Raw genomic sequence first — 25592 nt, 5'->3', positions numbered from 1 at the left:
TATCTATTCAATCACTTTACTGACAACACCGGCGCCGACCGTTCTTCCGCCTTCGCGAATAGCGAACCGCAGCTGTTCTTCCATGGCTATCGGCGTGATCAACGTCACTTCCATTTCTACATTGTCCCCCGGCATAACCATTTCCACACCTTCCGCCAACTTGGCAACTCCGGTAACATCGGTTGTTCTGAAATAAAACTGCGGGCGATAGCCGGTGAAGAAAGGAGTATGCCTTCCACCTTCCTCCTTAGTCAAAACGTAGACTTGGGCCATAAATTTGGTATGCGGCGTGATAGAACCCGGTTTTGCAACAACCTGGCCTCTTTCAACGTCTTCCCTCTTGATTCCCCGAAGCAGCAAGCCGACATCGTCACCGGCACGCCCTTCATCCAGGGTCTTGCGAAACATTTCCACACCTGTGCAAACTGTCTTTTGTGTCGGGCGAACGCCGACTATTTCGACTTCATCACCGGTCTTTATAATTCCCCGGTCAATTCGACCAGTCACAACTGTACCGCGACCTGAAATCGTAAAAACGTCGCCCACGGGCATCAGAAACGGCTTGTCAAGATCACGCTCAGGCTCAGGGATATAAGCATCCACGGCATCCATCAGGGCATATATCTGTTTTACATCGGGATCATCCGGATTTTCGCTTTCAAGGGCCTTTAAAGCGGAGCCTCTGATGATGGGAATATCGTCCCCGGGAAACTCGTATTCATTCAGCAGTTCTCTCAACTCCAGTTCAACGAGATCAAGAAGTTCCGGATCGTCGACAAGGTCTACTTTGTTCAGAAAAACGACGATAGAGGGAACCTGCACCTGACGTGCAAGGAGGATATGCTCTCGCGTCTGCGGCATCGGACCATCGGAAGCTGCCACGACCAGTATCGTGCCATCCATGTGCGCTGCACCGGAGATCATATTTTTAATATAGTCCGCGTGCCCCGGACAGTCCACATGGGCATAATGACGCTTGTCCGTCTGATATTCCACATGGGAAATGTTGATGGTGACGCCTCTTTCTTTTTCTTCCGGTGCATTGTCAATCGAATCAAAGGCTCGAAATTCGGCTAAGCCTTTCTTTGCAAGCCACTTTGTTATCGCAGCAGTCAAAGTTGTCTTGCCATGATCGACATGTCCAATGGTGCCAATATTTAAATGCGGCTTTGTCCTTTCAAATTTCTTCTTAGCCATCCTCCGACCTCCTTAATCTTTATCTTTCTTTTGAAAAGTTATTTACCAGCCTTTTGTGGGACGATCTTTTACTATCAAATAATTTTACCGTTTTTATGATCGCCGGCGAGCTTATCTCTAATTGATGCTCCAAATTTTTTCTCAGCACAGCGAATGAACTCAATCCTTGATTATTTATCGCTCAATCCAGAGCTGTACATACAGCAAATATTGTTTTTCAAAATAATTAAAAGCGATAGTGAGCAAAAGCCTTATTCGCTTCGGCCATCTTATGGACACTCTCCCGCTTTTTGATGGAGCCTCCCCGGTTATTAGCGGCATCGATAAATTCTCCTGCCAGCTTTTCCCTCATGGTCTTTTCCGCCCTATCCTTGGCATTGGATATGATCCAGCGAATGGCCAGCGCAACCCTTCTTGATGCCGCGACCTCCGTGGGAACCTGATAGGTAGACCCCCCCACACGCCTTGATTTGACTTCAATGACGGGTTTCACATTGTTTACAGCTCTCTCAAACAATTCCACAGGGGATTCCTTGGCCTTTTTCTCTATGAGATCAAAAGCCCCATAAAGAATGGACTCCGCAATACTCTTCTTACCTTCCTTGAGGAGATTATTGACAAACTTTGCAACTAAAATATTCTTATATTTAGGGTCCGGAAGAATAACCCTTTTAGCAATTTCCCTTCTTCTTGGCATGATCAAATCCTCATATTAACTTGGCTTTTTAGCCCCGTATTTCGATCTCCCCTGTTTCCGGTCCTGCACTCCTACCGCATCGAGTGTACCTCTGACAATATGGTATCTTACGCCGGGAAGATCCTTAACTCGCCCACCGCGAACCAGCACGACAGAATGCTCCTGCAGGTTATGCCGATTCCGGGAATATAGGACGTTACTTCATAACGCTGGTCAACCGAACTCTCGCAACCTTTCTCAATGCGGAATTCGGTTTCTTGGGTGTTGACGTGTATACCCTGACGCAAACCCCCCGCCTCTGCGGCGATCCAGCCAAAGCCGGTGTTGATGCTTTTTTTGCCGCCCGCAGCCTTCCATTTCGAACTAACTGATTTATTGTAGGCATTACTCCTCCCGAAAACAATACTTCACGTAATTCTAACTTGACTTAGAAAAGTCTGGTTAACTATCAATTCGCCGCGTGCATGTCAAGAGATTTCTTATTGCTATTTTCATCACCCTCGATTTCCACTGATTCAGCATCCTCGTCCGCCACCGTTTTAATACCGAGCTTGCGATACATCACAAGCCCAGTCCCGGCAGGAATCAATCTACCCATAATCACATTTTCCTTCAAACCTCGGAGGTAATCCACCTTGCCCGCCAGACTCGCTTCCGTAAGAACCCGTGTCGTCTCCTGGAATGAGGCAGCAGAAATAAAGCTCTGCGTACTCAGAGAAGCCTTGGTGATACCCAGAAGAACAGGTTCCCCAATGGCCGGCTGCTCTCCTCTGGCAATGGCCTTTTCATTCTCCTCCTGGAACCTGAACTTTTCGACCTGCTCATCAGCCATGAAGGGAGTGTCTCCGGGATCGATAACTTTCACCCGCCGCAGCATCTGGCGTACAATGACTTCCATATGTTTGTCATTGATCTTCACGCCCTGCAGTCGGTAAACTTCCTGAACCTCATCAACAAGGTAGCGAGCCAGGGCTTTTTCTCCCTTGATCATGAGAAGATCATGAGGATTATTGACACCGCTCATTAAAGCTTCCCCGGCGATCACACGGTCACCTTCCTGGACGCTGACATGCTTTCCTTTGGGGATGAGGTATTCCTTTTCATCGCCGATTTCCGGAGTTACGATCACCTTTCTTTTTCCCTTGGCATCCTTGCCGTAGGACACCACGCCGTCGATTTCAGAAATAACGGCGAAATCCTTGGGCTTCCGCGCTTCAAAAAGCTCTGCAACCCTCGGAAGACCACCGGTAATATCTTTCGTTTTGGTCGTTTCTCTGGGGATCTTGGCGATAATGTCACCGGCTTTGACCTGGTCTCCTTCAGAGACAACGATGTTCACGCCTACTGAAAGAAGATGTCTTGCCGCCGCGTTTGTGCCGGGAACCTTGGCTGTCTTTCCTGTGGCATCCTTTAAGGAAACTCGAGGCCTGAGGTCCGCCCCCTTGAATTCAACAATAACTTTACGGGAAAGACCGGTAACTTCGTCAACCTGTTCCTGCATCGTCTTTCCTTCGATGATATCACCAAACTTCACGGTTCCATCGACTTCAGCAAGAATGGGTATTGAGAAAGGATCCCACTCGGCCATGCGATCCCCTCTTTTGACGGACTGACCGTCTTTAACTTTCAGGTGGGCACCGTATGGGACAGTATACTTGCCTCGACTTCTCAACTGCTCATCAAGGACGTGAATTTCCCCATGGCGGCTCATGACAACCGTTTCCCCTATCTTGCTGACTACGTAGTTGAGGTCAACGTATTTCACAATGCCATCGTGCCGGGAATCCAGAGTTGAGTGCTCTTCAAATTTCGCCGTACCTCCGATATGGAAAGTTCTCATAGTCAACTGGGTTCCCGGTTCTCCAATGGACTGGGCAGCAATAATCCCCACGGCTTCTCCGATATTCACAAGGTGACCATGACCCAAGTCCCGGCCGTAACACCGTGCACAAACGCCATACTTGGCCTTGCAGGTCAGAACAGAACGGATTCTCACGCTTTCAATCCCCGCCCTGTCAATTTTTTCCGAAAGGGATTCATCGATTTCCTGATTTGCACCGACGAGGACTTCGCCGGTAAAAGGATCCATGATATCTTCAAGCACGACACGCCCAAGAACACGTTCTCCAGCTGTCTCTATAATCTCTCCGCCCTCCATCAGGGCCGACACGGATATGCCATCCACCGTTCCGCAATCCTGCTGGGTGATAATGCAATCCTGAGCGACGTCAACCAGCCGCCGTGTCAGGTAACCGGAGTTCGCCGTTTTCAGCGCTGTATCGGCAAGCCCCTTTCTTGCTCCGTGTGTTGAAATGAAGTACTGCAGAACGGTCAAACCTTCCCGGAAGTTTGCCGTAATCGGCGTTTCAATAATTTCTCCTGAAGGTTTCGCCATCAACCCCCGCATACCGGCCAACTGTCGAATCTGTGCATTACTGCCTCTCGCTCCGGAATCTGCCATCATGTAGATCGGATTGAAGCTTTCTACAACTTTCTTCCCTTCCGTCGTAATCTGCTCCTCGGTTTCGATACCCCCCATCATTTCCGAAGCGATTTTTTCCGTCGCCTGGGCCCATAGATCGATCACCTTATTGTATCGTTCACCGTCGGTAATCAAACCGTCCATGTACTGCTTTTGAATTTCCAGAACGTCGCGGTCCGCCCGAACAACAATATCTTTCTTGTTTTTTGGGATATTCAGGTTTCTTACCGCAAAAGACATCCCTGAATGGGTCGCATATTTGAAACCCATATCTTTCAGGCGGTCTGCAAGAATAACCGTCGTCTTTTCCCCACAGAGCCGGTAGCAGTAATCGATCAGATTAGCCAGTTCTTTTTTGTTCATCACTTTATTAATGACATCAAAAGAAATGGCTTCCGGAATAATCTCATACAAAATGACCCGTCCTACGGTCGTCTCCTTCAATTCATCATCGATTCGCACTTTTATCCTGGCGCGTAGTTCCACCGCTCCGGCGTCGAAGGCGGAGCGAACCTCCTCGGGATTGGAAAAGCTCATGCCATGTCCCAGGACATCTTCCTTTGAACGCGTCAGATAATATATTCCCAGCACAACATCCTGGCTGGGGATGATTATGGGCTTGCCATTTGCCGGTGAAAGAATATTGTTCGTCGACATCATGAGAACCCGGGCTTCCGTCTGGGCCTCAATCGATAACGGTACGTGAACGGCCATCTGATCGCCGTCGAAATCCGCGTTAAAGGCCGTGCAGACGAGAGGATGGAGCTGAATGGCTTTTCCTTCTATCAATACCGGCTCAAAAGCCTGCAGTCCCAGTCGATGCAGCGTCGGCGCACGGTTCAGCATAACCGGATACTCCCGGACAACTTCATCCAAAGCATCCCAGACCTCCGCCGTCTCCCGCTCGACCATCTTCTTTGCGCTTTTGACGGTTGTGACGTACCCTTTTTCCTGTAGCCTGTTGTAAACAAATGGTTTAAACAATTCGAGGGCCATTTTTTTAGGCAATCCACACTGATGCAGCCGCAGGTCGGGACCAACGGTGATCACGGAACGGCCTGAATAATCCACTCGCTTACCCAGAAGATTCTGTCTGAATCGCCCCTGTTTCCCCTTGAGCATATCGGAAAGAGATTTTAAGGGCCTCTTGTTGGTCCCCGTTATGGCCCTCCCTCTTCTGCCGTTATCAAAAAGAACGTCTACGGCTTCCTGAAGCATTCTTTTTTCATTGCGAATAATAATTTCAGGAGCGTTCAACTCCTGAAGGCGCTTAAGCCTGTTATTCCGGTTGATCACACGGCGGTAAAGGTCATTCAAATCCGAGGTGGCAAACCGCCCCCCATCCAGAGGAACAAGGGGACGCAGATCCGGAGGGATAACGGGTAGCACCGTCAGAATCATCCACTCCGGACGATTTCCCGATTTCCGTAGAGCCTCGATAACCTTCAATCGCTTGATGACTTTCTTCCTCTTGGTATCCGACGAGGCGGTCTTCAACTCATCCCGCAGTTCTACATCGAGCCCCTCAAGATCGACTTCTTCAAGAAGTTTTCTCACAGCCTCGGCACCGATTCCAGCCTGGAATCCATCCGGACCGTACTGCTCTCTCAGATCGTTATACTCCTCATCCGAAAGTAAATCCTTCTTCCGCAGCGGAGTGTTCCTGGGATCGAGAACGATCCAGGATTCAAAATAGAGAATCCGCTCCAATTCCTTTAAAGTAAGGTCCAGGACATTTCCGATCCTGCTGGGTAGACTCTTGAGAAACCAGATATGGGCAACCGGCGTTGCCAGGGTAATATGCCCCATCCTCTCACGACGAACCTTCGACTTGATGACTTCAACGCCACACTTCTCACAGACCACGCCCCTGTGCTTCATTCGCTTGTAGCGTCCGCAGAGACACTCATAATCCTTCACAGGACCAAATATTTTTGCGCAGAAAAGCCCGTCACGTTCAGGCTTGAAAGTTCGGTAATTAATGGTTTCCGGCTTTTTAACCTCGCCGTAAGACCAGGAAAGGATCTTGTCCGGTGAGGCAATCGAAATTTTTATCGCATTAAAGCGAATCGGATCTTTTGGTTTTTCAAAATAGCTAAAAACATCTTCCACGGTTTTTACTCCCGTTTATATATGACTTGGTGATGCTTATCGGGAAGACTTCCTTTATTCTTCCTCAATCAACTCCACATCAAGGCAAAGACTTTGCAATTCTTTTACCAGCACATTGAACGACTCCGGCAGACCTGGCTCCGATGTATTCTCGCCTTTGACGATCGCTTCATAAATCCTCGTTCGGCCGGCTACATCATCTGATTTGACGGTTAAGAATTCCTGCAGTGAATACGCTGCGCCGTAAGCCTCCATCGCCCAGACTTCCATCTCTCCAAGTCGCTGCCCTCCAAACTGAGCCTTTCCTCCAAGAGGCTGCTGGGTTACCAGTGAGTATGGTCCTATAGATCGTGCATGAATCTTGTTATCCACAAGATGATGAAGTTTCAGCATGTAAATCATGCCCACGGTGATTTCCTGATCGAACGGCTCACCCGTACGACCATCATAGAGTATAGCCTGTCCAGTTGAAGGTAAATTTGCCAGCTTCAGCATATTTCTGATGTCAGATTCAGTGGCTCCGTCAAACACGGGCGATGAAACGGCGATGCCCCTTCTGAGCTTTCGCACAAACTGATAAGTTTCTTCTTCGGTTGCCCCGTCTACAAATTTTTCGAATTCTCTTGACTGGTAGATGCCTTTCAACTCATCCCTCAACTGATTTCCTTTCTGATAGGAATCCAGCATGTCATTGAGTTTTTCCCCAAGACCTTTCGCAGCCCAACCGAGATGAGTTTCAAGGATCTGTCCCACATTCATGCGCGAGGGAACTCCAAGGGGATTCAGTACGATGTCCACGGGCCTGCCGTCCTTGAAATAGGGCATGTCCTCTTCAGGCAAGATTCTTGAGAGGACGCCCTTGTTTCCATGTCTTCCCGCCATCTTGTCTCCGGCCTGCAGTTTCCTTTTGATGGCAATATAGACTTTGACCATCTTGATGACACCGGGCGGCAGCTCATCACTGGCCTTCAGCTTTTCCGTCTTCTCATTGAAATAGGCTTCCACCACCTCGATCTTATCGTAAAGATTGGCCATCATCTGACCTACAGCCCGCTCTGTTTCTTCGTCATCTGCCACAGTGATTTCCTTCCATAAATGGAGTGGAATTTCACTTAATATCTCGGGTGTTATAATATCACCCTTTTTGAGGTAAATTTTCTTTCTTTTCGGATCAACGATCTTCGCACCGGACTGCTTGCCCTGCAGCAATGTACCGACTTCCTTCTTCACTGCTTCAGTAATAATCCGGATTTCATCTTCTCTGTCTTTCTGAAGCATGGCGATTGCTTCATCTTCGATATACTGTGAGCGATGATCTTTCTCTGCACCTTTTCTGGTAAATACCTTGGCATCGATGACAGTCCCCTCTACGCCCGGCGGGACACGTAACGAGGTATCTCTTACGTCGCTGGCCTTTTCGCCAAAAATCGCCCGGAGAAGCTTTTCTTCAGATGAAAGCTGCGTTTCCCCTTTGGGTGTAATTTTACCCACCAGAATATCACCGGATTTGACGGAAACCCCCATTCGAACGATTCCGCTATCATCCAGATTGCGGAGCGCTTCTTCTCCGACATTAGGGATATCGCGAGTTATATCTTCTTTACCCAGTTTGGTGTCCCGGGCCATGGTCTCAAATTCTTCGATATGAATGGAAGTGTAGATATCTTCCTTGACTATCCTTTCACTGACGAGAATGGAATCTTCGTAGTTGTATCCGCCCCAGGACATGAAGGCCACCATGACGTTGTGTCCGAGGGCCAGCTCGCCGTTATCAGTGGCGGGACCATCGGCGATGATGTCCCCTTTCCTGACACGCTGGCCCTTGTTGACGATGGCCTTCTGGTTGAAGCAGGTATCCTGATTCGATCGCTGGTATTTGATCAGCGTATAAATATCAACACCGGTATCTCGATCTGTTTTTTCGGCACTTTCACACTTGATGACAATTCTCGATGCATCGACACTCTCAACAATTCCCGATCTCTTTGCCACCACAACAGCACCTGAATCCCGGGCTACAATCCGCTCCATACCGGTACCCACAAGAGGAATCTCCGGCCTCATCAGAGGCACGGCTTGCCGCTGCATGTTCGACCCCATCAGGGCACGGTTTGCATCGTCATGCTCCAGAAAGGGGATCAGCGTTGCGGCAACACTGACCAACTGGTTAGGCGATACATCCACCATGTTGACCTCCGATGGAACAACATTGACAAAATCCCCCCCCTTCCTTGCAGAGATTAAATCACCCTTGAAGCTCCCATCGTGGTTCACAGGTTGGTCAGCAGGTGCTATAACCTGGTTTTCTTCCTCGATTGCGGTCAGGAATTTAACTTCCGGCAGAACCCGCCCTTCTTTTACTATCCGGTAAGGGGTCTCGATGAAACCGAATTCATTAACCCGCGCATAGGTACTGAGCGAAACAATCAACCCGATGTTCGGCCCTTCCGGCGTTTCCACTGGACAGATCCGCCCATAATGGGTTGGATGAACATCGCGAACTTCAAAACCGGCTCTCTCTCTTGTCAATCCGCCAGGCCCCAGGGCGGACAACCGTCTCTTATGGGTAATCTCGGATAATGGATTCGTCTGATCCATAAACTGCGAAAGCTGACTGCTGCCGAAGAATTCACTGACCACGGCGGATACGGGCTTTACATTCACCAGGTCATGAGGCATCATCGTCTCGATATCCTGAAGACTCATTTTTTCCTTTATGGCGCGTTCCATTCGAACCAAACCGATCCGATACTGGTTTTCAATCAATTCCCCGACGGAACGCACTCTCCGGTTCCCGAGATGATCGATGTCATCCACGCTGCACTCCGGGACGCCGTTTTTAAGGTCGATGAGATATTTGACCGCGGCCATGATGTCTTCTTTTCTCAAGACGGTGACATCCGTGGAAACATCGAGGCGGAGCTTATAGTTCATCTTCGCCCGACCGACAGTCGAAAGATCGTAACTTTCATTCTCAAAAAAGAGGCTGTTAAAAAACTTCTGAGCCGTATCGGGTGTAGGAGGATTGCTTGGTCTAAGACGACGGTAGATTTCGATGATCGCATCTCCCGGAGTTTCCATCCGATCAATCAATAGAGTGTCTCTTATTGAAACATTGGACAGGTCCTCACCGAGATTGATGACGCTCAGTTCTCTTATTCCTTTTTCCCGCACCACATCGATTCCTGCGGCACTCAACGCCTCATTGCAGTGGAAGAGAACCTCCCCTGTTTCCGGATCCAGAATATCGGTTGCCAGTATTCTTCCTGGAAGCTCCTCGACATCCATCTTGATTCGCTCGACACGCTGTTCCCTGATTCTTTTAAGAATCACCTTATTGATGCGGCGCCCTTTCTTAAAAAGAATTTCTCCCGTGTTGATGTCTCTTATGTCGTCATAAAGTTTATGCCCTACAAGAGACTCATCGACAGCAGCGTAAAAATTTTCGCCTTCACAGAAGATATGTTCCACATCATAGAAATAATTCAATAAATCTTCCGTTGAGTAGCCCATTGCCTTGAGGAGAATAGTAACGGGCATCTTCCTGCGACGGTCTATACGGACATAGAGAAGATCCTTGGAATCAAATTCCAGATCAAGCCAGGACCCCCGGATGGGAATGATTCTGGCTGAATAGATTAACTTTCCACTTGTAAGTGTTTTTCCCTTATCATGGTCAAAAAATATGCCTGGCGATCGGTGTAGTTGGCTGACAATAACACGTTCCGTTCCATTGACAATGAAAGTTCCCTTTTCAGTCATCAGAGGAATTTCACCAAAATAAATCTCCTGCTCTTTGATGTCCCGGATGTTTTTCTGATCGGACAAGCGATCCGTGTCAAAAACAACGAGTCGAACCACAATCTTCAAGGGAGCCGCATAGGTCATCCCCTTCTGAATGCACTCGTTCACGTCATAACGAACAGCCCCTATCTTGTAACTCACGAATTCCAAGGAACACTTTCCGCTGAAATCCGAAATGGGGAATACGCTTTTAAACGCACCCTGCAAGCCGAAATTCTTACGATTTTCTGGAGCTACATCCTCCTGAAGAAATGTTTCATACGATCTGGTTTGAATATCGATCAAATTGGGTACTTCCAGAATTTCTTCAATTCGGCCGAAATTTTTTCTAAACTCGCCCATGGCATTCCTAACTTTATACTGAGCATCCGAAGATGCTCAGTTATTTATTTTGAATTATTTTACTTCTACGGTTCCGCCGACTTCTTCTATTTTCTTCTTGATGTCAGCGGCTTCATCCTTGGATACCGCTTCCTTGATGGGTTTCGGAGCGCCTTCAACCAGATCTTTCGCTTCCTTAAGGCCCAGTCCCGTAATGGCCCGGACGACCTTGATGACCTGAATCTTCTGATCACCGAAGCCGGTCAGGATCGCATCAAATTCCGTCTTTTCCTCAGCAGGCGCTGCCGCTTCACCGGCAGCACCTGCAACAGCGGCAACAGCCACCGGGGCCGCGGCGGATACACCAAATCTCTCTTCCAATTCCTTGACCAGCTCGGACAATTCCAGAACGGTCATCCCCTCGATGAATTTTACAACATCTTCCTTAGTGATCTGATCTGCCATTTTCTGCACCTTCCTATGTGTATTAATTTTCAATGATTTGCGTGATTAATTGCTCTCTTCTTTTTTAGCTCGATATCCATCCAGCACTTGCACAAGACCCCGCGGTACGGCGCTGAGTACATTGACCAACTGCGTCTGTACCCCCACCATCACGGAAAGCAGCTTTGCGAGCAGAATTTCCCTGCTGGGAAGTTCCGCCAACGCGCTCAGTTGCTCAACGGTTATGACCTTATCGCTCAGCATGCCGATCTTGAGCTCCAATTCCGCATTCTTTTTAGCAAAGTCAGACAGAATTTTGCTCGGCTCAACGGGATCGCCATAACCGAGGATCAAAGCCAATGGCCCTTTGAAATCATCCTGCAATGCCTCCAGGGAGGTATCCCGGGACGCAATGCGCAGAAGGGTATTTTTTACGACCTTCAGCTCAGCGTTAGATTTCCGCAAATCATTTCGCAAAGTCGTCATCTTGGCCACACCCATTCCGCTGAAGTTCGCCAGGACAGCCAATTTGAATGACTTTACTTTTTCGTGAAGTTCAACGGCAACCTGCTCTTTCGTTCTCCGATCCAACCTTAACCTCCTTTCTCGCCCGCCATTATATGTGCACGGCGGAATAAATTCTCTTTTCCAGAAATCACGACCTGTTAGAATGAATTAATAATAGGAGAACTGAGCAGCACACAGGAACATACACACAGACACATGGCACTGAAGCAGAATATCGCTTCCTTACTTAACAGTGGTCTCGGCAGGCCGATGCATGCATCGATTAAACCCTGTACCTGCTGTCTCAGACTTCTCTTTTTAGTGGTATGATTTCACATCTGCCTTGACTGACAAAAACAGAACGATCTTGACTTTAGAGATTTCGTAAATCCAGTGGATCTACCCTTACGCCGGGTCCCATTGTAGAGGAAAGGGCTATTCCTTTTATATAAGTCCCTTTACTGGTGGCAGGTTTTAACTTGATAATCATTTCAATGAGAGCTTGAATATTTTCCATCAATCTATCAGGACCAAAGGACACTTTCCCAACGGGACTGTGGACGATTCCCGCCTTCTCAACCCGAAACTCCACCTTGCCGGCTTTCACTTCCTTAACCGCTGTTGCAACATCAAAGGTGACTGTTCCCACTTTCGGATTGGGCATCAACCCCCGGGGACCGAGAATTTTACCCAGCTTACCGACATTTCCCATCATATCCGGTGTCGCAATCACACGATCAAACTCCAGCCAACCCGACTTGATCTTTTCAATGAATTCATCCGAGCCGGCGTAATCTGCTCCCGCATCGAGCGCCTCTTTCTCTTTTTCGCCCTTTGCAAACACAAGTACTCGCACGGTTTTTCCCAAACCGTTAGGCAACACAACACTTCCTCTCACCATCTGATCCGCGTGAGCCGGGTTCACACCCAGACGAACAGCCGCCTCAACCGTTTCATCAAATTTTGCTCTTGCGGTATCCGTTACGAGCGCCAACGCCTCGGAAAGCGTATAGCGGCGGCCAGCCTCCACCTTTCCCCTCGCATTTAAATATACTTTTCCCCTTCGTGACATGCTTTAACCTCAATGTGCAGAATACGAACTGGAACAATACGTACAGATATATCGCGTCCAGATCGTTACTTTTTTATGATACCGATTCCTCTTCTGAAAACCAGATAACAGGCCGAAACCTTCGGGAACTAACCGGATATTTCAATCCCCATAGATCTTGCCGTCCCTTCAATGATCTTTATCGCCCCTTCAATGTTTACGGCATTCAAATCTTTATACTTCAAATCCGCAATCTCCCTCACCTGAGCTGCCGACACCGTCCCCACCTTATCCCGCTTCGGATCGCCAGCGCCTTTGGCAATCTTCGCCGCTTGCTTGAGCAATACCGCAGCCGGCGGCGTCTTTGTAACAAAGGAAAAAGAACGATCCGCATAGACGGTGATGACCACAGGGATAACCATCCCTTCCTGGCTCTGCGTGAGAGCGTTGTATGCCTTGCAGAATTCCATGATATTAACACCATGCTGGCCCAGAGCTGGTCCTATGGGCGGCGACGGCGTCGCTTTTCCTGCTTTAATTTGAAGCTTGATATTTGCTATGACTTTTTTGGCCATAATTACCACCCTACGCTACTTTATTATCGTGAGCCCCCGGAAAAACTTATTCCTGATCAGCTCTGAACAACCTGAATGAAATCCAACTCAACCGGGGTCGGTCGACCGAAAATGCTGACGATAACCCTCAATTTTCCTTTCTCGGCCTTGACCTCATCGATGACCCCATCGAAATTCGTAAACGGACCGTCGATAATGGTTACATGATCGCCCACCTCAAATTTGAACTTAGGTTTGGGTTTCAAGGTGCCTTCATCGATTCTTGTCTTGAGAAGCTCCACATCTTTATCCGGGATGGGCGACGGTTTTTCCCTGCTCCCGATAAACCCTGTCACCTTCGGGGTATCCTTCACAAGATGCCATGTATCGTCGTCCAGTTCCATCTTCACAAGAATATAGCCAGGAAAGAACTTGCGCTTTGAAGTTTTTTTCTCACCGGACACAAGCTCAACAACATCTTCCTCAGGAATCAGGATATCGGAAAAACGAGCCTGCATACCTGCCGCTTCGATCCTCTCCTGAAGAGACTGCTTCACCTTGCTTTCGAATCCGGAATACGTATGTACCACATACCACTTGAAAGCCATAGTTTACTAACCCAAAACCAGCTTAATTGTCTTGGCAAGACCGAAATCTACAATGCCGAGGAAAGTGGAAACAATGATGACAACGACAATGACCACAGAGGTAGAAGCCAAAGTCTGCTTAGGCGTCGGCCATGTCACTTTTTTAAGCTCCGTCTTTGCTCCTTTCAGAAACTGGCTTACCGTTTGGGTATAGCCCTTGAGCCTTATGATTATGTCTTTCATGCCAAAGACCCTTGATTCACTAAAAAAAATGGCAGGCCAGGAGGGACTCGAACCCCCAGCATCCGGATTTGGAGTCCGGCGCTCTATCCATTAGAGCTACTGGCCTGTACATTTTCTAATGTTTATTTACCTACTTAGTCTCCCTGTGGAGCTTATGTGACCGGCAGAACCGACAGTATTTCTTGATCTCAAACCGACCCTGCATCGTCCGCTTATTTTTCGTTGTCGTGTAGTTTTTCTGCTTGCACTCTGTACATGCCAAGATAATGATATTACGCATTCCACACCTACCTGCACTCCATTGGAGCCCACGACCAGGATTGAACTGGTGACCTCATCCTTACCAAGGATGTGCTCTACCGACTGAGCTACGTGGGCTTTAAGATTTCGCCTGTGATACTTACCGACTCTCAGTGGTTTGTTCCTGCTTCTTCAAGTTGTACATTAATACTCAGTTGATCATCTCACGATTACACTGGAAGAACCTTAGAACTCCACACGTTCCTGAAATTTGACTAAATGGAGCGGGAAACGGGATTCGAACCCGCGACCCTCAGCTTGGAAGGCTGACGCTCTAGCCCCTGAGCTACTCCCGCTTGCCGATGGAATTTGATGAAAAACCTTGAAGGCCTTATTCCTTACCTTTATCAGCCTTACAGAAATAATGGTGGAGGGGGGAGGGTTCGAACCTCCGTAGGCTGAGCCGACAGATTTACAGTCTGCTCCCTTTGACCACTCGGGAACCCCTCCAATTCCGCAATACTTACCTGGAGCTGGCGATGGGACTCGAACCCGCAACCTGCTGATTACAAATCAGCTGCTCTACCTGTTGAGCTACGCCAGCAGAAACGCAAATGCTTGAACAGATGCCCGACAACAGAAATAGTCGGAGACCAAAACCCTGAAGCGGTGAACTTAATGGGATTGCATTCTTTTGTCAAGCAAATTTTAAACAATATTTTTACTGCATTCTAAAAATTCACCGGAATAATCAACGATTTCACGTTTATTTTCCAACATCCCCATTTTCTTCAATAATCTCGGCAGAGAAAATAAAGATGGCTGTATTTTCATCCTGCCACGCATCATGAGGAAGCCCGGCCTTATAACAGGTCTGCTCCAGAAAAGTCAAGCAGTCCCAACCATATTCCATAGCCACTTGAGGCAGCAGCAATCCAGAATAAGGTCCCTGCACAATATACAATCCGTGTTTACCGACTTCAATTTCATCGAGACTTCTTATTTTCGTTAAGGGCGTTAAAACGGATATCTCGATAGAAATTTCGGGCAGTTCATCGGGGCTCAACGGAATAAACCTCGGATCCTCGAAGGCAGCGGCCAGGGCCATATCCCTCACGGCTTGTTCAAGAGGTTTGAAGGCTTGTATATAACCGATGCAACCACGCAACTGGCCTCGTTTTTTCAGAGTTACAAAAGCACCCCTTTTCTCCTTGAGCGCGGAGGGAATCTCATCCTTCCCTGTCAGATCACAGGGTTCTGTTCCAGCCTTAAGGCTCTTCTCGATCGTTGATCGAACGATACTCAGCAATGCCTTTTTATCCTCTGGTGATAAACTCATTCCCATTCCCCCTGTCTATGCCTTCATCACCGGCCCGGCGATTCGGCCAATCAAGATTCCCCTTCATAAAAGACCGCTGCTGCATAGCCGACTACTCCACTCCTGTCTCCGGTCACATCACCGGAATTGGCGTATTTCAGAACAGCCGCCTTATCCGCACCCAGTTGCCTGGCCACCATCATGGTCACGGCAGCCGGGCCGCCGCCGCAGGCCTCACCGGTTCCACTGCTCAAATCTCTGATCAAGCCGCACTCGTCCATTTTACGGAGATGTTCGAGGATTCGTGAATCCATTCTAACGGCCTGCTCATAGCCATGATAATGAGACAAATCCGAACTCCCTACAATTAAAACTTGTTTATTTCCACAGCAGTTGACAATCGCATCGGCCAGAACCCTGCACGTCTCATAATCCTGATCGCCCATGATCAGGGGAACAAAGCTGAACTCACCGAGAGCGACCTGCAGAAAGGGGAGCTGTATTTCAACGGAGTGTTCCTGTAGATGGACATCCGGCAGAAAGGCAATTCGAGGATCCTGCTCCAGAAGCCGGGCAGCCATGTCCTCATGGACATCGACGATGCCCAGAGGGGTTTCGTATCCCCCCTCCTTGAACAGGGACACCCCCCGAAAGAATGCCCTATGACTGGGTCCGATAACGAAGACAACATCGTAAGTCTGTCCTTTTATTTCTTTATAGGCGTGTGCTGCAACCTGACCGGAATACATGTATCCCGCATGGGGAGCGACGAGCCCCAGAATCCGCCCCTGAACAGTCTTGCCGGGCACATTGTCGAAGTAATCCATAATGTCCCTGCTCAGGACTCGAGGACTTCCTGGATACCATGAACCCGCGATCAGGGATCTTTTGATAAGCCTATCGTCCATAGCAACTTCCTCCGTTCCACCCCAGCTGCCCGCAAGTCGGTTTATCCTAATCTATAGAGCGGCCAGGGCATTTTCTGCGACAGATAAAAGTTCCGATCTCCCGACGCCGCCATGCCTTGGTTGGGGAAGCTCAATCCCGCCCCAAATCATTTCAGGCGCCAAACCATGCCTTCCGGTGTATCGGCCACAACAACGCCCATGTCCAGAAGCCTCTGGCGAATTTCATCCGCCTGCGCCCACCGGCCTTCCTGACGCAAGGCTTCTCTCCTTTTCATTAGCTGCAGGGCCTCTTCACTGATTTGTTCCTCCTCGAACTTCATCACGCCAAGCACGTCATCGATTTTTTTCAAGGCCTCCAGAACCTGATCCCGCTGCTCCACGGTCAGAACGCCTTGAGCAAGTGAGCTGCTGACTTTTTTGACAAAGTCGAACAGAACGGCCAAAGCCCCGGAAATGTTCAGATCATCATCCATGGCCGCTGTGAAACCCTGGCGAAGATCGTACAGCTTCTGTTCAAGATCGGGATCGCCCTCCCCGGCCTTTAACCGGATCAGACGCTGGATGAACCCATTTAATTTCAAAACCGTATTCTTGGCCGTATCCAGGGCGCCGAAGGAAAAATTCAGCGGCTTCCGATAGTGCGAGCTGACCAGGAAGAACCGGACTTCCCTGCCGGAATAACCCTTCTTTTCCAAATCCTCAAGGGTCAGAGCGTTGTTGAGCGAGCGGGACATCTTTTTCCCGCCGACCATGACCAGTTCCGTGTTGATCCAGTAATTTGCAATCCTTTTCCCCGTGGCTGCCTTGCCGATTGCCATGACATTTTCACAGTGAGGGAATACAATATCGGAACCGCTCGCGTGAATGTCAAAGGTATCCGCCAGATAGTGCTGGGCGATGGCAGCGCATTCCAAGTGCCAACTCGGCCTGACGTTGCCCCAGCGGGTCTTGAAGAATACCCCCCGTTTCAGTTCACTCAGGGTGGATCGTTTAAGGAGTGTGAAATCCACGGGGCTGTCTTTTTCATAATCGTCCAGATCGATCCTTCTGCCATGCTGCACCCTGACCAGGTCAATATTGGAAAGGCATCCATAATCTCTCAGCTTGGATATATCAAAATAGACGGATCTCAATTTTTCATAGGCAAATCCCTTGTCAACCAGCTTTTCCACCAGCTTCACCATGCTGTCAAAATTCTCACTGGCCCGTGGATAGCTTTCATCCTTTTTTATATTCAATTTATTGATATCATTAAGGAATACCTCTTCGCAGCGAGCAGTGTATACACCCAGATCCATCCCTTCCCGCTCGGCGCCTCGAATGGACCGGTCAGCCAGATCGATGATATTGAGAACATGTTTCACTTCATATCCCCGGAATTCCAGATAACGCCGGATCAAGTCGGACACCACAAACCGGCGGTAACTGCCGATGTGCGGAACTTCGTGGGTCGTGGGACCGCAGGAATGCATCAGCACCTTATCCGGATTAACAGGCCGGAAGAAGTTTTTGCTCCGGGACAGGACATTGTAGAATCGTATGGTCGATTCTTCCTTATCCATGAAGAGCTCTGTACTGAGATAGCGTTCGCCGCTGTCCGGAAAAATAACCACGATCACGCCCTCTTTCATTTCTTTTGCCTTTTGTGCCGCCACGTGCATGGCCGCTCCGGAGCTCATTCCAGCCAGGATTCCTTCTTCTCTGGCCAGCCTTCTGGCCATCTCATAGGCATCCTCATCAAGAATATTGACTTTTTCATCAAGGCAGCGTTTGTCGTAGATTCCGGGACGGTAGGATTCCTTCATATTTTTCAGACCCTGAATCTTGTGCTGCAGATAAGGTTCCACCCCGACAATCCGTACTTCCGGATTATACTCCTTCAACCGCCTGGCAATCCCCATGACGGTTCCCGTTGTCCCCATTGTGGCAATCGCCATGGTGACACGGCCCCCGGTCTGCTGCCAGATTTCCTCGGCCGTCCCGTGATAATGGGCCAGAATATTATCGGGATTGTTAAACTGATCAGGGACGAAATAACGGTCCGGGTTTTCCCGCATCATGCTGTATACTGTTTCTATCGCACCATCGGTGCCCAGGCTGGCTGGAGTAAAATGCAATTCCGCCCCCAGGGCCTTCAGTATTTTTTTCCTCTCGTCACTCGCCGACTCCGCCATTGCAAAGCAGACGCGATAACCCTTTGCCGCCGCAATGAGGGCCAGACCAATGCCGGTATTGCCGCTGGTTGCTTCCAGGATGATTTTATCTTTGGTGAGTTCCCCGCGCCGTTCTGCCTCATTGATCATATAAAGGGCGGTCCGGTCCTTGATGGACCCCCCGGGATTGAAACTTTCCAGCTTGGCATAGATTTTTACGTTCGGGTTCGGGTTCAACCTGCGAATCTCAACAAGCGGCGTATTTCCAATCGCTTCAAGAATGTTCCCATAAAGTTTCTGCATGCTTAATTTTCTCTTCCATACACCGGGCTTTCGATTATGACCATTATCCCTGCCCTGTTTTTTCCTCTTATGTATGAGGGGAATGAGCTATTCCCTGTGATCAAGCACGGGCTTGCCTGACATCTCTAACAATTCTCTACGGACTTTGGCTTTTGAAAGTTTTCGGGTGTGATTTTAGATTATCGAAAAAGGTTGCCGGTCCTTAACTGTCCAACTTGGGGAGGGGAATTTTAAAAAACGGTATACCTTCTTCTTTCAAGACGTCCTCCTCCTGCTGTGTTGTAGTCCCTTTAATATTTCTCGGATCTTCTTTGCCATGATGGATATTCAGCGCGGTTTCCGCAAACCGCTCACCGACGTCTTCAAAATTCTTGCTGACGTATTTCTGAATTTTATGCAGGAGTTTCAGGGGACTGATTTCTCTGGCATCCTTTCCTGAGGCATTTTCTCCCTCCCGGCTCATGATCCTCGGAAAAGAAGGCAATAACTCCGAGTTTGAACTTCCACAGACGGGACAGGCAATCAACCTCTGCGCCTTCTGTTCTTCAAAGGCCTTTCTGTCCCTGAACCATCCTTCGAACTTATGCCCATTTTCACATTTCAGATCATAAATAATCAAGAATAGTCCCCCTTTATTTCTCTATTTCATCAATAAATATCATGTTGAAAAGCAAAAAACAATAGAGCAGGAACAAGATGGATACCAGGAAAAATTCAGTAATATTCTGTATAAATACAGTGTATCATGCGCTGTTCGCTCACGGTCCGTAAATCGGGGGAAGATTATTTTTTATGCAGGATCATGAAATAATGATGGACATTTCCGTATAAATTTTATATGAACTCCCCCTGTCGGGATGTGGCCCAGCTTGGTAGGGCACTGCGTTCGGGACGCAGGAGTCGCGCGTTCAAATCGCGCCATCCCGACCATTTTTATCCCCCCACCACGGAAGCCATCTGGAAGATTGGCAGGTACATCGCAATAATCATTCCGCCGACAACGCCTCCCAGAAACACCATCATGAAAGGTTCCAGCAGAGCGGTCATGGCGCTTACCGCGGCATCCACTTCATCATCATAAAAATCCGCTATTTTAGCCAGCATGGCATCCAGGGCGCCGGTATGTTCGCCCACGGCAATCATCTGAACGACCATGGGAGGAAAAAGTCCCGATGCTTCAAGCGGTTCCGCGATTGTTTTTCCTTCACTGATGCTCCGTCTGGTATTCATCAGAGCCTCTTCCACAATCCTGTTTCCTGATGTCTTGCTCACAATGGCAAGACCATCGAGGATCGGGACACCACTGCTCATCATCGTGGAAAGGGTTCGGGTAAATTTGGCTACTGCTACCTTTTTAAGGAGCGGACCGAAGACAGGCATTTTCAGCAGCATACTGTCCACCAGAACAGTTCCCTTTTCGGTGCGGTAAAATTGTTTGAACGCAAAGAAAGCGGCAATGACGCCGGCAACCATATAGACAAAATAGTTCTGCATGAACGCGCTGGCATTGACCAGAAACTGAGTCGGCGCCGGCAACGCCCCTCCCATGTCGGCAAACAGCTTCTGGAATACGGGAATGACCTTCAACAGCAGCAGAGTCACCACACCGATGGAAATCACCAGAACGCTGATCGGGTAGGTCAGGGCTCCCTTTACCTTGCGTTTGAGTTTCATGGCTTTTTCCATGTACGTGGAAAGACGTCCCAGGATGACGTCCAGAATGCCGCCACTCTCCCCCGCCGCAATAAGATTTACAAACAGTTCATCGAAAATTTCCGGATACTTTTTCAAGGCATCGGTCAAAGATGAACCGCCTTCAATATCTTCTTTTATGGCCGTGATGGCCTTGGCAAAGGTTTTGTTGGTTTCCTGCTGGGCCAGGAGATCGAGACACTGAATCAACGGGAGGCCGGAATTGATCATCGTCGAAAAGATTCGGGCGAAGACGACGATCTGCTTCTCTTTGACCTTCTGTTTGAGGAAGGGTAGATATTCGAGGAGATCCTTGGGTTTTTTCCTGATCGTGATCGATTTTAAACCCTGCCGGCGAAGCAGCGTTCGTAAAGCGGCTTCATCCGCAACCTTCATTTCCCCCTTTTTGACTTCACCCCTCCGGGTGGTTGCTTCCCACAGGAACTCCGGCATGGCAACAACTCCTTCCGGTCATGACTGGCCGGCAAAAACCTCTGCCCTTCCCTGGATCCAGGCATCCCGGGAAAGTGCCCCTTCGCTCAAGACAACGGCAATAAATCTTACGTCACTCTGGAATCTTTCTCTTGTTTCAATTCATTACCCCAGCACATTCTGAGACGGCTTCGCCGGAAGCTCCTCTACGCACGCTTCAATACGCCTGTGTTTACCCCTCTTGCCACCCTGGTTTCATCTCTGATCCGTACTTGAAATCAGGTCGTGAATGATAACGGACAGTTTTTTCTCCGGATCTCATGGAGAATGATCCCTCCAGATACAGAGACGTTCAGCGAATCGATTTTACCCAGCATGGGAATGGAGATCAAATCGTCGCATTTCTTCCGGATCAGCGGCCTCAGGCCTTTGCTTTCCCCCCCCATGACCAGACCCACGGCGCCTTGGTAATCAGGGTCGGATACAGACTGATCTGCACGCGCATCAGCGCCGAAAATCCAGAACCCTTTTGTTTTCAGTTCGTCAAGGGCACGGGCAAGATTGGCAACCCGGGCTATGGGAATATGACGGGCGGCGCCGGCGGATGTTTTGATGACGGTTCCTGTCACGGAAGCCGCACGGCGCTCGGGCAGAATAATGCCGTTGGCTCCGAAGCAGTGAGCGCTCCGGATGAGCGCCCCCAGGTTATGAGGATCCAGAATTCCATCCAGAATAAGCACCAGATCGTAAGGACAGGAGGGATGACGGTTGGCAATCACGGCATCCAGATCCTGGTAGCGATAAGCCGTGCAGACACCAAGGACACCCTGGTGAGAGGCATGACCGGCCAGGTCGTCCAGAAACGACCGCTCCCGGATCTCCACAGGAATCCCCCGCTGCTTCGCCAGGGTCCGAATCTCGCTGATCGACGACTCACTCCGGCCCCGGGCGACTACAATTCTCGTCACTCCTTCTCCACCGCTGATCAGCGCTTCTCTTAAAGGATTGACGCCGTAAATCACCTCCATGGCCGTCTCTGTCGCTCAGGTATCATGGGGTTATCTTGCACTCAGCCCCCGTGCGATTTCCCGGCAGAAGTCATCCGCCGCAGCCACAGGGTCTTCCGCTGTACGGATGGGCCTGCCGATCACCAGATAATCCGATCCCCGCCGGACAGCTTCTTCAGCCGTGAGGACGCGTTTCTGATCATCACCGGCAACCCGGGCCAGTCCACGGATTCCGGGGGTTACGATCACAAAGTCTTTGCCGCAGGCCGCTCTGATGGCTTCAACATCCTGCGCCGAAGCCACAACGCCGGACAGGCCGGCATCCTGCGCCATGCGCGCCAGTCTCAGGACCAGCTCTCCCGTTGTACAGGTAAAACCAAGCCGCTGAAGATCCTCATCATTGAGGCTGGTCAAAACCGTAACCCCGAGAATCAGGGGCATGGGCAGTTCCCGGCGCCCAGCCATCTTCTTCACGGATTCGACAGTCTCGGTCATCATGCTCATCCCGCCCAGAGCATGGACGTTGAACATGGCGACCCCCAGCTCCACTGCCCCTTCCGCGGCCCTGGCTACCGTATTGGGGATATCATGAAACTTGAGATCCAGGAAAACCCGCGATCCTGTTTCCTGAATACTCTGAACAAGTTGTGGGCCGAAACGGGTAAAGGCCTCCTTGCCGACCTTGAATACCCCGACATGGCCCGCAAGACGCCGCACCCAGGACATGACATCATCCAGTCCGCCCCCCATATCCAGGGCGAAAATAAGCTTCTCCAATGACTCCTTATTCGACATAGTCTTCGTCACCGATAAATTCCGTCGTATCGTCCGCGATGAGCTTGAAATCTTCCTTGGCCCCCATCAGATATTCCGGATGAGAGAAATAAACCTTGTTATCCGCAATTTCCCGAAGTGCCGCGACAATCTCCCTGTTGTTGCGAACGTTGGTCAACGGTCTGGCACCCCTCAAAAGCTGCTTGGACCTCTGCACGGCCAGCAAAACCAGTGCGAAACGATTCCCTGCAACCTTTAAAGCATCTTCAACAGTAATTCTTGCCATGTTGAACAGGCCTCCCTGAAAAATATTTCCTGCTTATGTTTATATTTACTCAGAATCCAGAACACCCTGAATCTGTTTACTCATTCTCGAAGCTCGACTTTTTTCGGCCTGATAAATCACCTGGAGACGTTCGACCGCCTTTTCCAGCGAATCATTGAAAATGACATAATCGTAACCACGGGCTTCCGCAATCTCCTCCCGGACCTTATCGAGGCGTTTCCTGATTTCGGCTTCCGATTCCCCCCTTTTCCGCAGCCGCGCCTTCAGCTCTGCCAAAGAGGGAGGCAAAACAAAGACATAGATACCACCCTGGTAGTTCTTTTTCAATGTCTTTGCCCCTCTCGGTTCGATATCCAGGATCATGTCGCGTCCCTGCTCCAGAACCCGGGTCATCACTTTTCCCGACGTCCCGTAGTAACGACCGTAGTTCTCTTCCCATTCGGCGAATTCACCCTGATCAATCCGCTCCCGAAAATCCGTCTCCGTAACGAAAAAGTAATCCTGACCGTCCACCTCTCCCGGCCGGGCCGTTCTGGTCGTGTAGGAAACGGAAAATTGCACCTCGGGACACCGTTCAAGAAAAATCCGGCGTATCGACGTCTTTCCCGTGCCCGATGCCGCGGAAAGAACGATGAAAAACCCTCTTGCTTCCTGACCCGCTTTATTCAATATTCTGCACCTGCTCTCTCAGTTTCGCCAGTTCACTCTTGATTTCGATAACCTGCCGGGAAATCAGGGCATCACTGCTCTTGGATCCGATTGTATTGATCTCCCTTCCCATTTCCTGAATGAGAAAATCGATCTTCCGTCCCACAGCTTCCTTGCTGTTCATCATCGTTTCAAACTGTTCGAGATGGCTGCGGAAGCGAACGGTTTCTTCCGTAATATCGCTCCGTTCCGCCATTACCGCCACTTCCTGTGCCAGGCGCGCCTCATCGACCACCAGGCCGTTTGTCAATTCCCGAACCCGGGCTGCCAGACGCGAGTGATATTCCTCAAGAAGCACGGGCGTTCTTTTGATGATTTCCTCAAGGGAGTTCCGGATCAGTCCGATCCGTACCATCAAGTCGCGATAGAGAATATCGCCTTCCTTCTTCCGCATGGTCTCCAGGTTGGCCATCGCTTCATTGAAGATCGGCTCCACCCTTGCCCAGCTGGCCTCCAGATCGGGAACCGTTTCCACCGGGATGAAGACATCCTTGAAGCGCGACAGCATGCCCAGTGTAATCTCTTCTGTAAGATCCAGTTCCTTTTTCATTTCCCCAAGCAGAGAATGATAATTTTTTATCAGCGGCAGATTGAGGGTATACCTTTCACCATTTCCGGTCCAGATGTCTGAATCCATCTTAATGCTGACATCGATCCGTCCCCGGAAAAAATGCTCACCGATTTTTCTCTTGATCTCCATCTCCAGGGGAAGAAAGAGGTTCGGCAGCCGCAGGGAAACTTCCAGATACCGATGATTGAGCGATCTCATCTCAACCACGACCTTTTTCTCCTCCTCTGTGGATTCCGCCCTTCCGTAACCGGTCATGCTGCTGATCATAACTTTTCACCCCATCCTTCAAAATTCATCGCTGATGCAATGCGGAAGGGCTGCGTCAACCCCGCCGCCGCGCTCCTTTTTGACCGCGTGCAACTTCAGCCTTTCAGCTCCTTTAACTGCTCGACATACCTTGCCCGGATCTTATTGAACATTTCAATACAGGATTTTTCCGCGTAATCGGGATAAGTCCAGGGAAGCGTTCGAAAGGTTTTATGACTGAACATCAGGGTCAGGTCGGCGTAAATTCCATCCCGAAGATAAGGCCGGTGGGTGTATCCCTTTCCCGTGGCCAGAATCAGATGGGCCTGGGCGATATAACCGGGATCTATATTGACCGTTCTGCGCCCTTCCACGGCAAACCGCTCCTCCAGCTCATTGGTCAGATTCTTGACATCGGGCAGGCATTCCGGTCGGATGAGTTTTTCGAAAGACACAAAACGCCGCAGCAGCGAAGGTCCCATTTCCGGTGCGTAATAGGATGTATACTCGAAAGGAAGCCGCCCGCTGATGAAATCCGTCATCCCGTAAGTCTCGATCAGACGGGCAAGGACGTCGCGCAGAACATCCGGTCCGACCGCGAACAGACTCATGATCAGCTTGACCGGTTCCGCAGCCTTTGGCCGACTCATAGGGCCCTGATCTGCTTCCGGCGAGCTGCCGTTTCCACCGTCCCGGACACCCGTTCAAGGATACCGGCCGGGGCATCCTCCCCGATACCCTGCACCGCGTCACCTGGGAAACGGCCGACGGTTTCCCGTCCAGTTTTCCTGTCTGTCCCTGTTTCCATGTCCGATAATCGCACTGTAATATGCCAAGCTGATTCTGTTGCCAATGGGCGACCGATGCTATTATCATGAGGAAGGTTTGTCAATGAATTTCTTGCCTTGAAATCCTGCTGAAAGGGCGGCACCGAGGTATTCCTGATTGACTTCAC

At 49.7% G+C, this 25592-nt stretch carries 23 protein-coding genes, 6 tRNA genes and 1 pseudogene; 1 reads left to right on the top strand and 29 read right to left on the bottom strand.

The features are described from left to right. Window positions 1-3 precede the first annotated feature (3 nt). The 21 genes and pseudogenes from tuf to SYN_RS01370 all read right to left on the bottom strand — a co-directional run bounded on the left by tuf (window position 4) and on the right by SYN_RS01370 (window position 19540). Window positions 4-1197 carry an elongation factor Tu gene (tuf, locus tag SYN_RS01460; RefSeq protein WP_011416212.1) on the bottom strand — a complete coding sequence of 398 codons (1194 nt, stop codon included), beginning with the start codon at window positions 1195-1197 and terminating at the stop codon, window positions 4-6. A gap of 226 nt (window positions 1198-1423) precedes the next feature. Beyond that, window positions 1424-1894, bottom strand: coding sequence for a 30S ribosomal protein S7 (rpsG, locus tag SYN_RS01455; protein ID WP_041584589.1), 471 nt, complete (start codon window positions 1892-1894; stop codon window positions 1424-1426). Between the two features lie 15 nt (window positions 1895-1909). Beyond that, a pseudogene (gene rpsL / locus SYN_RS15635) lies at window positions 1910-2279 on the bottom strand (30S ribosomal protein S12). Between the two features lie 63 nt (window positions 2280-2342). Beyond that, window positions 2343-6488 (bottom strand): DNA-directed RNA polymerase subunit beta', encoded by a 4146-nt coding sequence (rpoC, locus tag SYN_RS01450; protein WP_011416207.1) that lies wholly within the window; start codon window positions 6486-6488, stop codon window positions 2343-2345. Between the two features lie 54 nt (window positions 6489-6542). After that, window positions 6543-10634: a DNA-directed RNA polymerase subunit beta gene (gene rpoB / locus SYN_RS01445; protein ID WP_011416206.1), complete on the bottom strand. Its 4092-nt coding sequence runs from the start codon at window positions 10632-10634 to the stop codon at window positions 6543-6545. Window positions 10635-10688: 54 nt separating this feature from the next. After that, window positions 10689-11078, bottom strand: a complete 390-nt coding sequence (gene rplL, locus SYN_RS01440) for a 50S ribosomal protein L7/L12 (RefSeq protein ID WP_237671303.1) — start codon at window positions 11076-11078, stop codon at window positions 10689-10691. 45 nt (window positions 11079-11123) lie between these two features. Continuing rightward, the gene (rplJ, locus tag SYN_RS01435; RefSeq protein ID WP_011416204.1) at window positions 11124-11648 is read right to left on the bottom strand and encodes a 50S ribosomal protein L10; all 525 of its coding nucleotides are present in this window, start codon (window positions 11646-11648) and stop codon (window positions 11124-11126) included. Between the two features lie 289 nt (window positions 11649-11937). Continuing rightward, on the bottom strand, window positions 11938-12636 hold the full coding sequence (gene rplA, locus SYN_RS01430; protein WP_011416203.1) for a 50S ribosomal protein L1: 699 nt from the start codon (window positions 12634-12636) through the stop codon (window positions 11938-11940). A 128-nt stretch (window positions 12637-12764) separates the two neighbouring features. Further along, on the bottom strand, window positions 12765-13190 hold the full coding sequence (gene rplK, locus SYN_RS01425) for a 50S ribosomal protein L11 (RefSeq protein WP_041584588.1): 426 nt from the start codon (window positions 13188-13190) through the stop codon (window positions 12765-12767). A 56-nt stretch (window positions 13191-13246) separates the two neighbouring features. Further along, a complete protein-coding gene (gene nusG / locus SYN_RS01420; RefSeq protein WP_011416201.1) occupies window positions 13247-13777 on the bottom strand; it encodes a transcription termination/antitermination protein NusG in 531 nt (176 codons plus the stop codon). A gap of 6 nt (window positions 13778-13783) precedes the next feature. After that, entirely contained in the window at window positions 13784-13999 is a 216-nt protein-coding gene (secE, locus tag SYN_RS01415) for a preprotein translocase subunit SecE (RefSeq protein ID WP_011416200.1), read from the bottom strand. 29 nt (window positions 14000-14028) lie between these two features. Continuing rightward, window positions 14029-14105: transfer RNA gene (locus tag SYN_RS01410), tRNA-Trp, on the bottom strand. 24 nt (window positions 14106-14129) lie between these two features. Further along, on the bottom strand, window positions 14130-14279 hold the full coding sequence (rpmG, locus tag SYN_RS15630) for a 50S ribosomal protein L33 (protein ID WP_011416199.1): 150 nt from the start codon (window positions 14277-14279) through the stop codon (window positions 14130-14132). 22 nt (window positions 14280-14301) lie between these two features. Then, a tRNA-Thr gene (locus SYN_RS01405) sits at window positions 14302-14377 on the bottom strand. Between the two features lie 142 nt (window positions 14378-14519). Next, a tRNA-Gly gene (locus tag SYN_RS01400) sits at window positions 14520-14595 on the bottom strand. A gap of 69 nt (window positions 14596-14664) precedes the next feature. Next, window positions 14665-14749 (bottom strand) — tRNA-Tyr (locus tag SYN_RS01395). An 18-nt stretch (window positions 14750-14767) separates the two neighbouring features. After that, window positions 14768-14843: transfer RNA gene (locus tag SYN_RS01390), tRNA-Thr, on the bottom strand. Window positions 14844-15005: 162 nt separating this feature from the next. Continuing rightward, window positions 15006-15578, bottom strand: a complete 573-nt coding sequence (gene amrA / locus SYN_RS01385; RefSeq protein WP_237671302.1) for an AmmeMemoRadiSam system protein A — start codon at window positions 15576-15578, stop codon at window positions 15006-15008. A gap of 50 nt (window positions 15579-15628) precedes the next feature. After that, complete coding sequence (gene amrB / locus SYN_RS01380; protein WP_011416197.1) at window positions 15629-16465, bottom strand: AmmeMemoRadiSam system protein B; 837 nt, start codon at window positions 16463-16465, stop codon at window positions 15629-15631. A gap of 146 nt (window positions 16466-16611) precedes the next feature. Further along, window positions 16612-18921, bottom strand: a complete 2310-nt coding sequence (cysS, locus tag SYN_RS01375; protein WP_011416196.1) for a cysteine--tRNA ligase — start codon at window positions 18919-18921, stop codon at window positions 16612-16614. Window positions 18922-19123: 202 nt separating this feature from the next. Beyond that, window positions 19124-19540 carry a DUF1178 family protein gene (locus SYN_RS01370; RefSeq protein ID WP_011416195.1) on the bottom strand — a complete coding sequence of 139 codons (417 nt, stop codon included), beginning with the start codon at window positions 19538-19540 and terminating at the stop codon, window positions 19124-19126. A gap of 234 nt (window positions 19541-19774) precedes the next feature. Here SYN_RS01370 and SYN_RS01365 point away from each other — a divergent pair. Continuing rightward, a tRNA-Pro gene (locus tag SYN_RS01365) sits at window positions 19775-19851 on the top strand. A 3-nt stretch (window positions 19852-19854) separates the two neighbouring features. On the opposite strand, the gene SYN_RS01360 is transcribed toward SYN_RS01365, so the two are convergent. The 8 genes from SYN_RS01360 to SYN_RS16160 form a co-directional block, all read right to left on the bottom strand. Further along, window positions 19855-21066, bottom strand: a complete 1212-nt coding sequence (locus tag SYN_RS01360) for a type II secretion system F family protein (RefSeq protein WP_011416194.1) — start codon at window positions 21064-21066, stop codon at window positions 19855-19857. A gap of 257 nt (window positions 21067-21323) precedes the next feature. Next, the gene (gene rlmB, locus SYN_RS01355) at window positions 21324-22073 is read right to left on the bottom strand and encodes a 23S rRNA (guanosine(2251)-2'-O)-methyltransferase RlmB (protein WP_011416192.1); all 750 of its coding nucleotides are present in this window, start codon (window positions 22071-22073) and stop codon (window positions 21324-21326) included. A gap of 30 nt (window positions 22074-22103) precedes the next feature. Beyond that, entirely contained in the window at window positions 22104-22847 is a 744-nt protein-coding gene (pyrF, locus tag SYN_RS01350; RefSeq protein ID WP_041584587.1) for an orotidine-5'-phosphate decarboxylase, read from the bottom strand. Further along, on the bottom strand, window positions 22837-23112 hold the full coding sequence (rpoZ, locus tag SYN_RS01345) for a DNA-directed RNA polymerase subunit omega (RefSeq protein WP_011416190.1): 276 nt from the start codon (window positions 23110-23112) through the stop codon (window positions 22837-22839). The genes pyrF and rpoZ overlap by 11 nt, the downstream gene beginning before the upstream one ends. A gap of 45 nt (window positions 23113-23157) precedes the next feature. Continuing rightward, window positions 23158-23781, bottom strand: coding sequence for a guanylate kinase (gene gmk, locus SYN_RS01340; RefSeq protein ID WP_011416189.1), 624 nt, complete (start codon window positions 23779-23781; stop codon window positions 23158-23160). Beyond that, window positions 23774-24658: a YicC/YloC family endoribonuclease gene (locus tag SYN_RS01335; RefSeq protein ID WP_011416188.1), complete on the bottom strand. Its 885-nt coding sequence runs from the start codon at window positions 24656-24658 to the stop codon at window positions 23774-23776. Before SYN_RS01335 ends, gmk begins: the two co-directional genes overlap by 8 nt. A gap of 95 nt (window positions 24659-24753) precedes the next feature. Further along, window positions 24754-25287, bottom strand: coding sequence for a DUF4416 family protein (locus SYN_RS01330; RefSeq protein WP_011416187.1), 534 nt, complete (start codon window positions 25285-25287; stop codon window positions 24754-24756). Further along, a complete protein-coding gene (locus SYN_RS16160; RefSeq protein ID WP_158302886.1) occupies window positions 25284-25445 on the bottom strand; it encodes a hypothetical protein in 162 nt (53 codons plus the stop codon). The genes SYN_RS01330 and SYN_RS16160 overlap by 4 nt, the downstream gene beginning before the upstream one ends. Between the last annotated feature and the right edge of the window lie 147 nt (window positions 25446-25592).

The organism is Syntrophus aciditrophicus SB (assembly GCF_000013405.1).
Classification (GTDB): Bacteria; Desulfobacterota; Syntrophia; order Syntrophales; family Syntrophaceae; genus Syntrophus; species Syntrophus aciditrophicus.
Note: the sequence above shows the minus strand (reverse complement) of the source record. Positions and strands in the feature narration are given on the sequence as shown.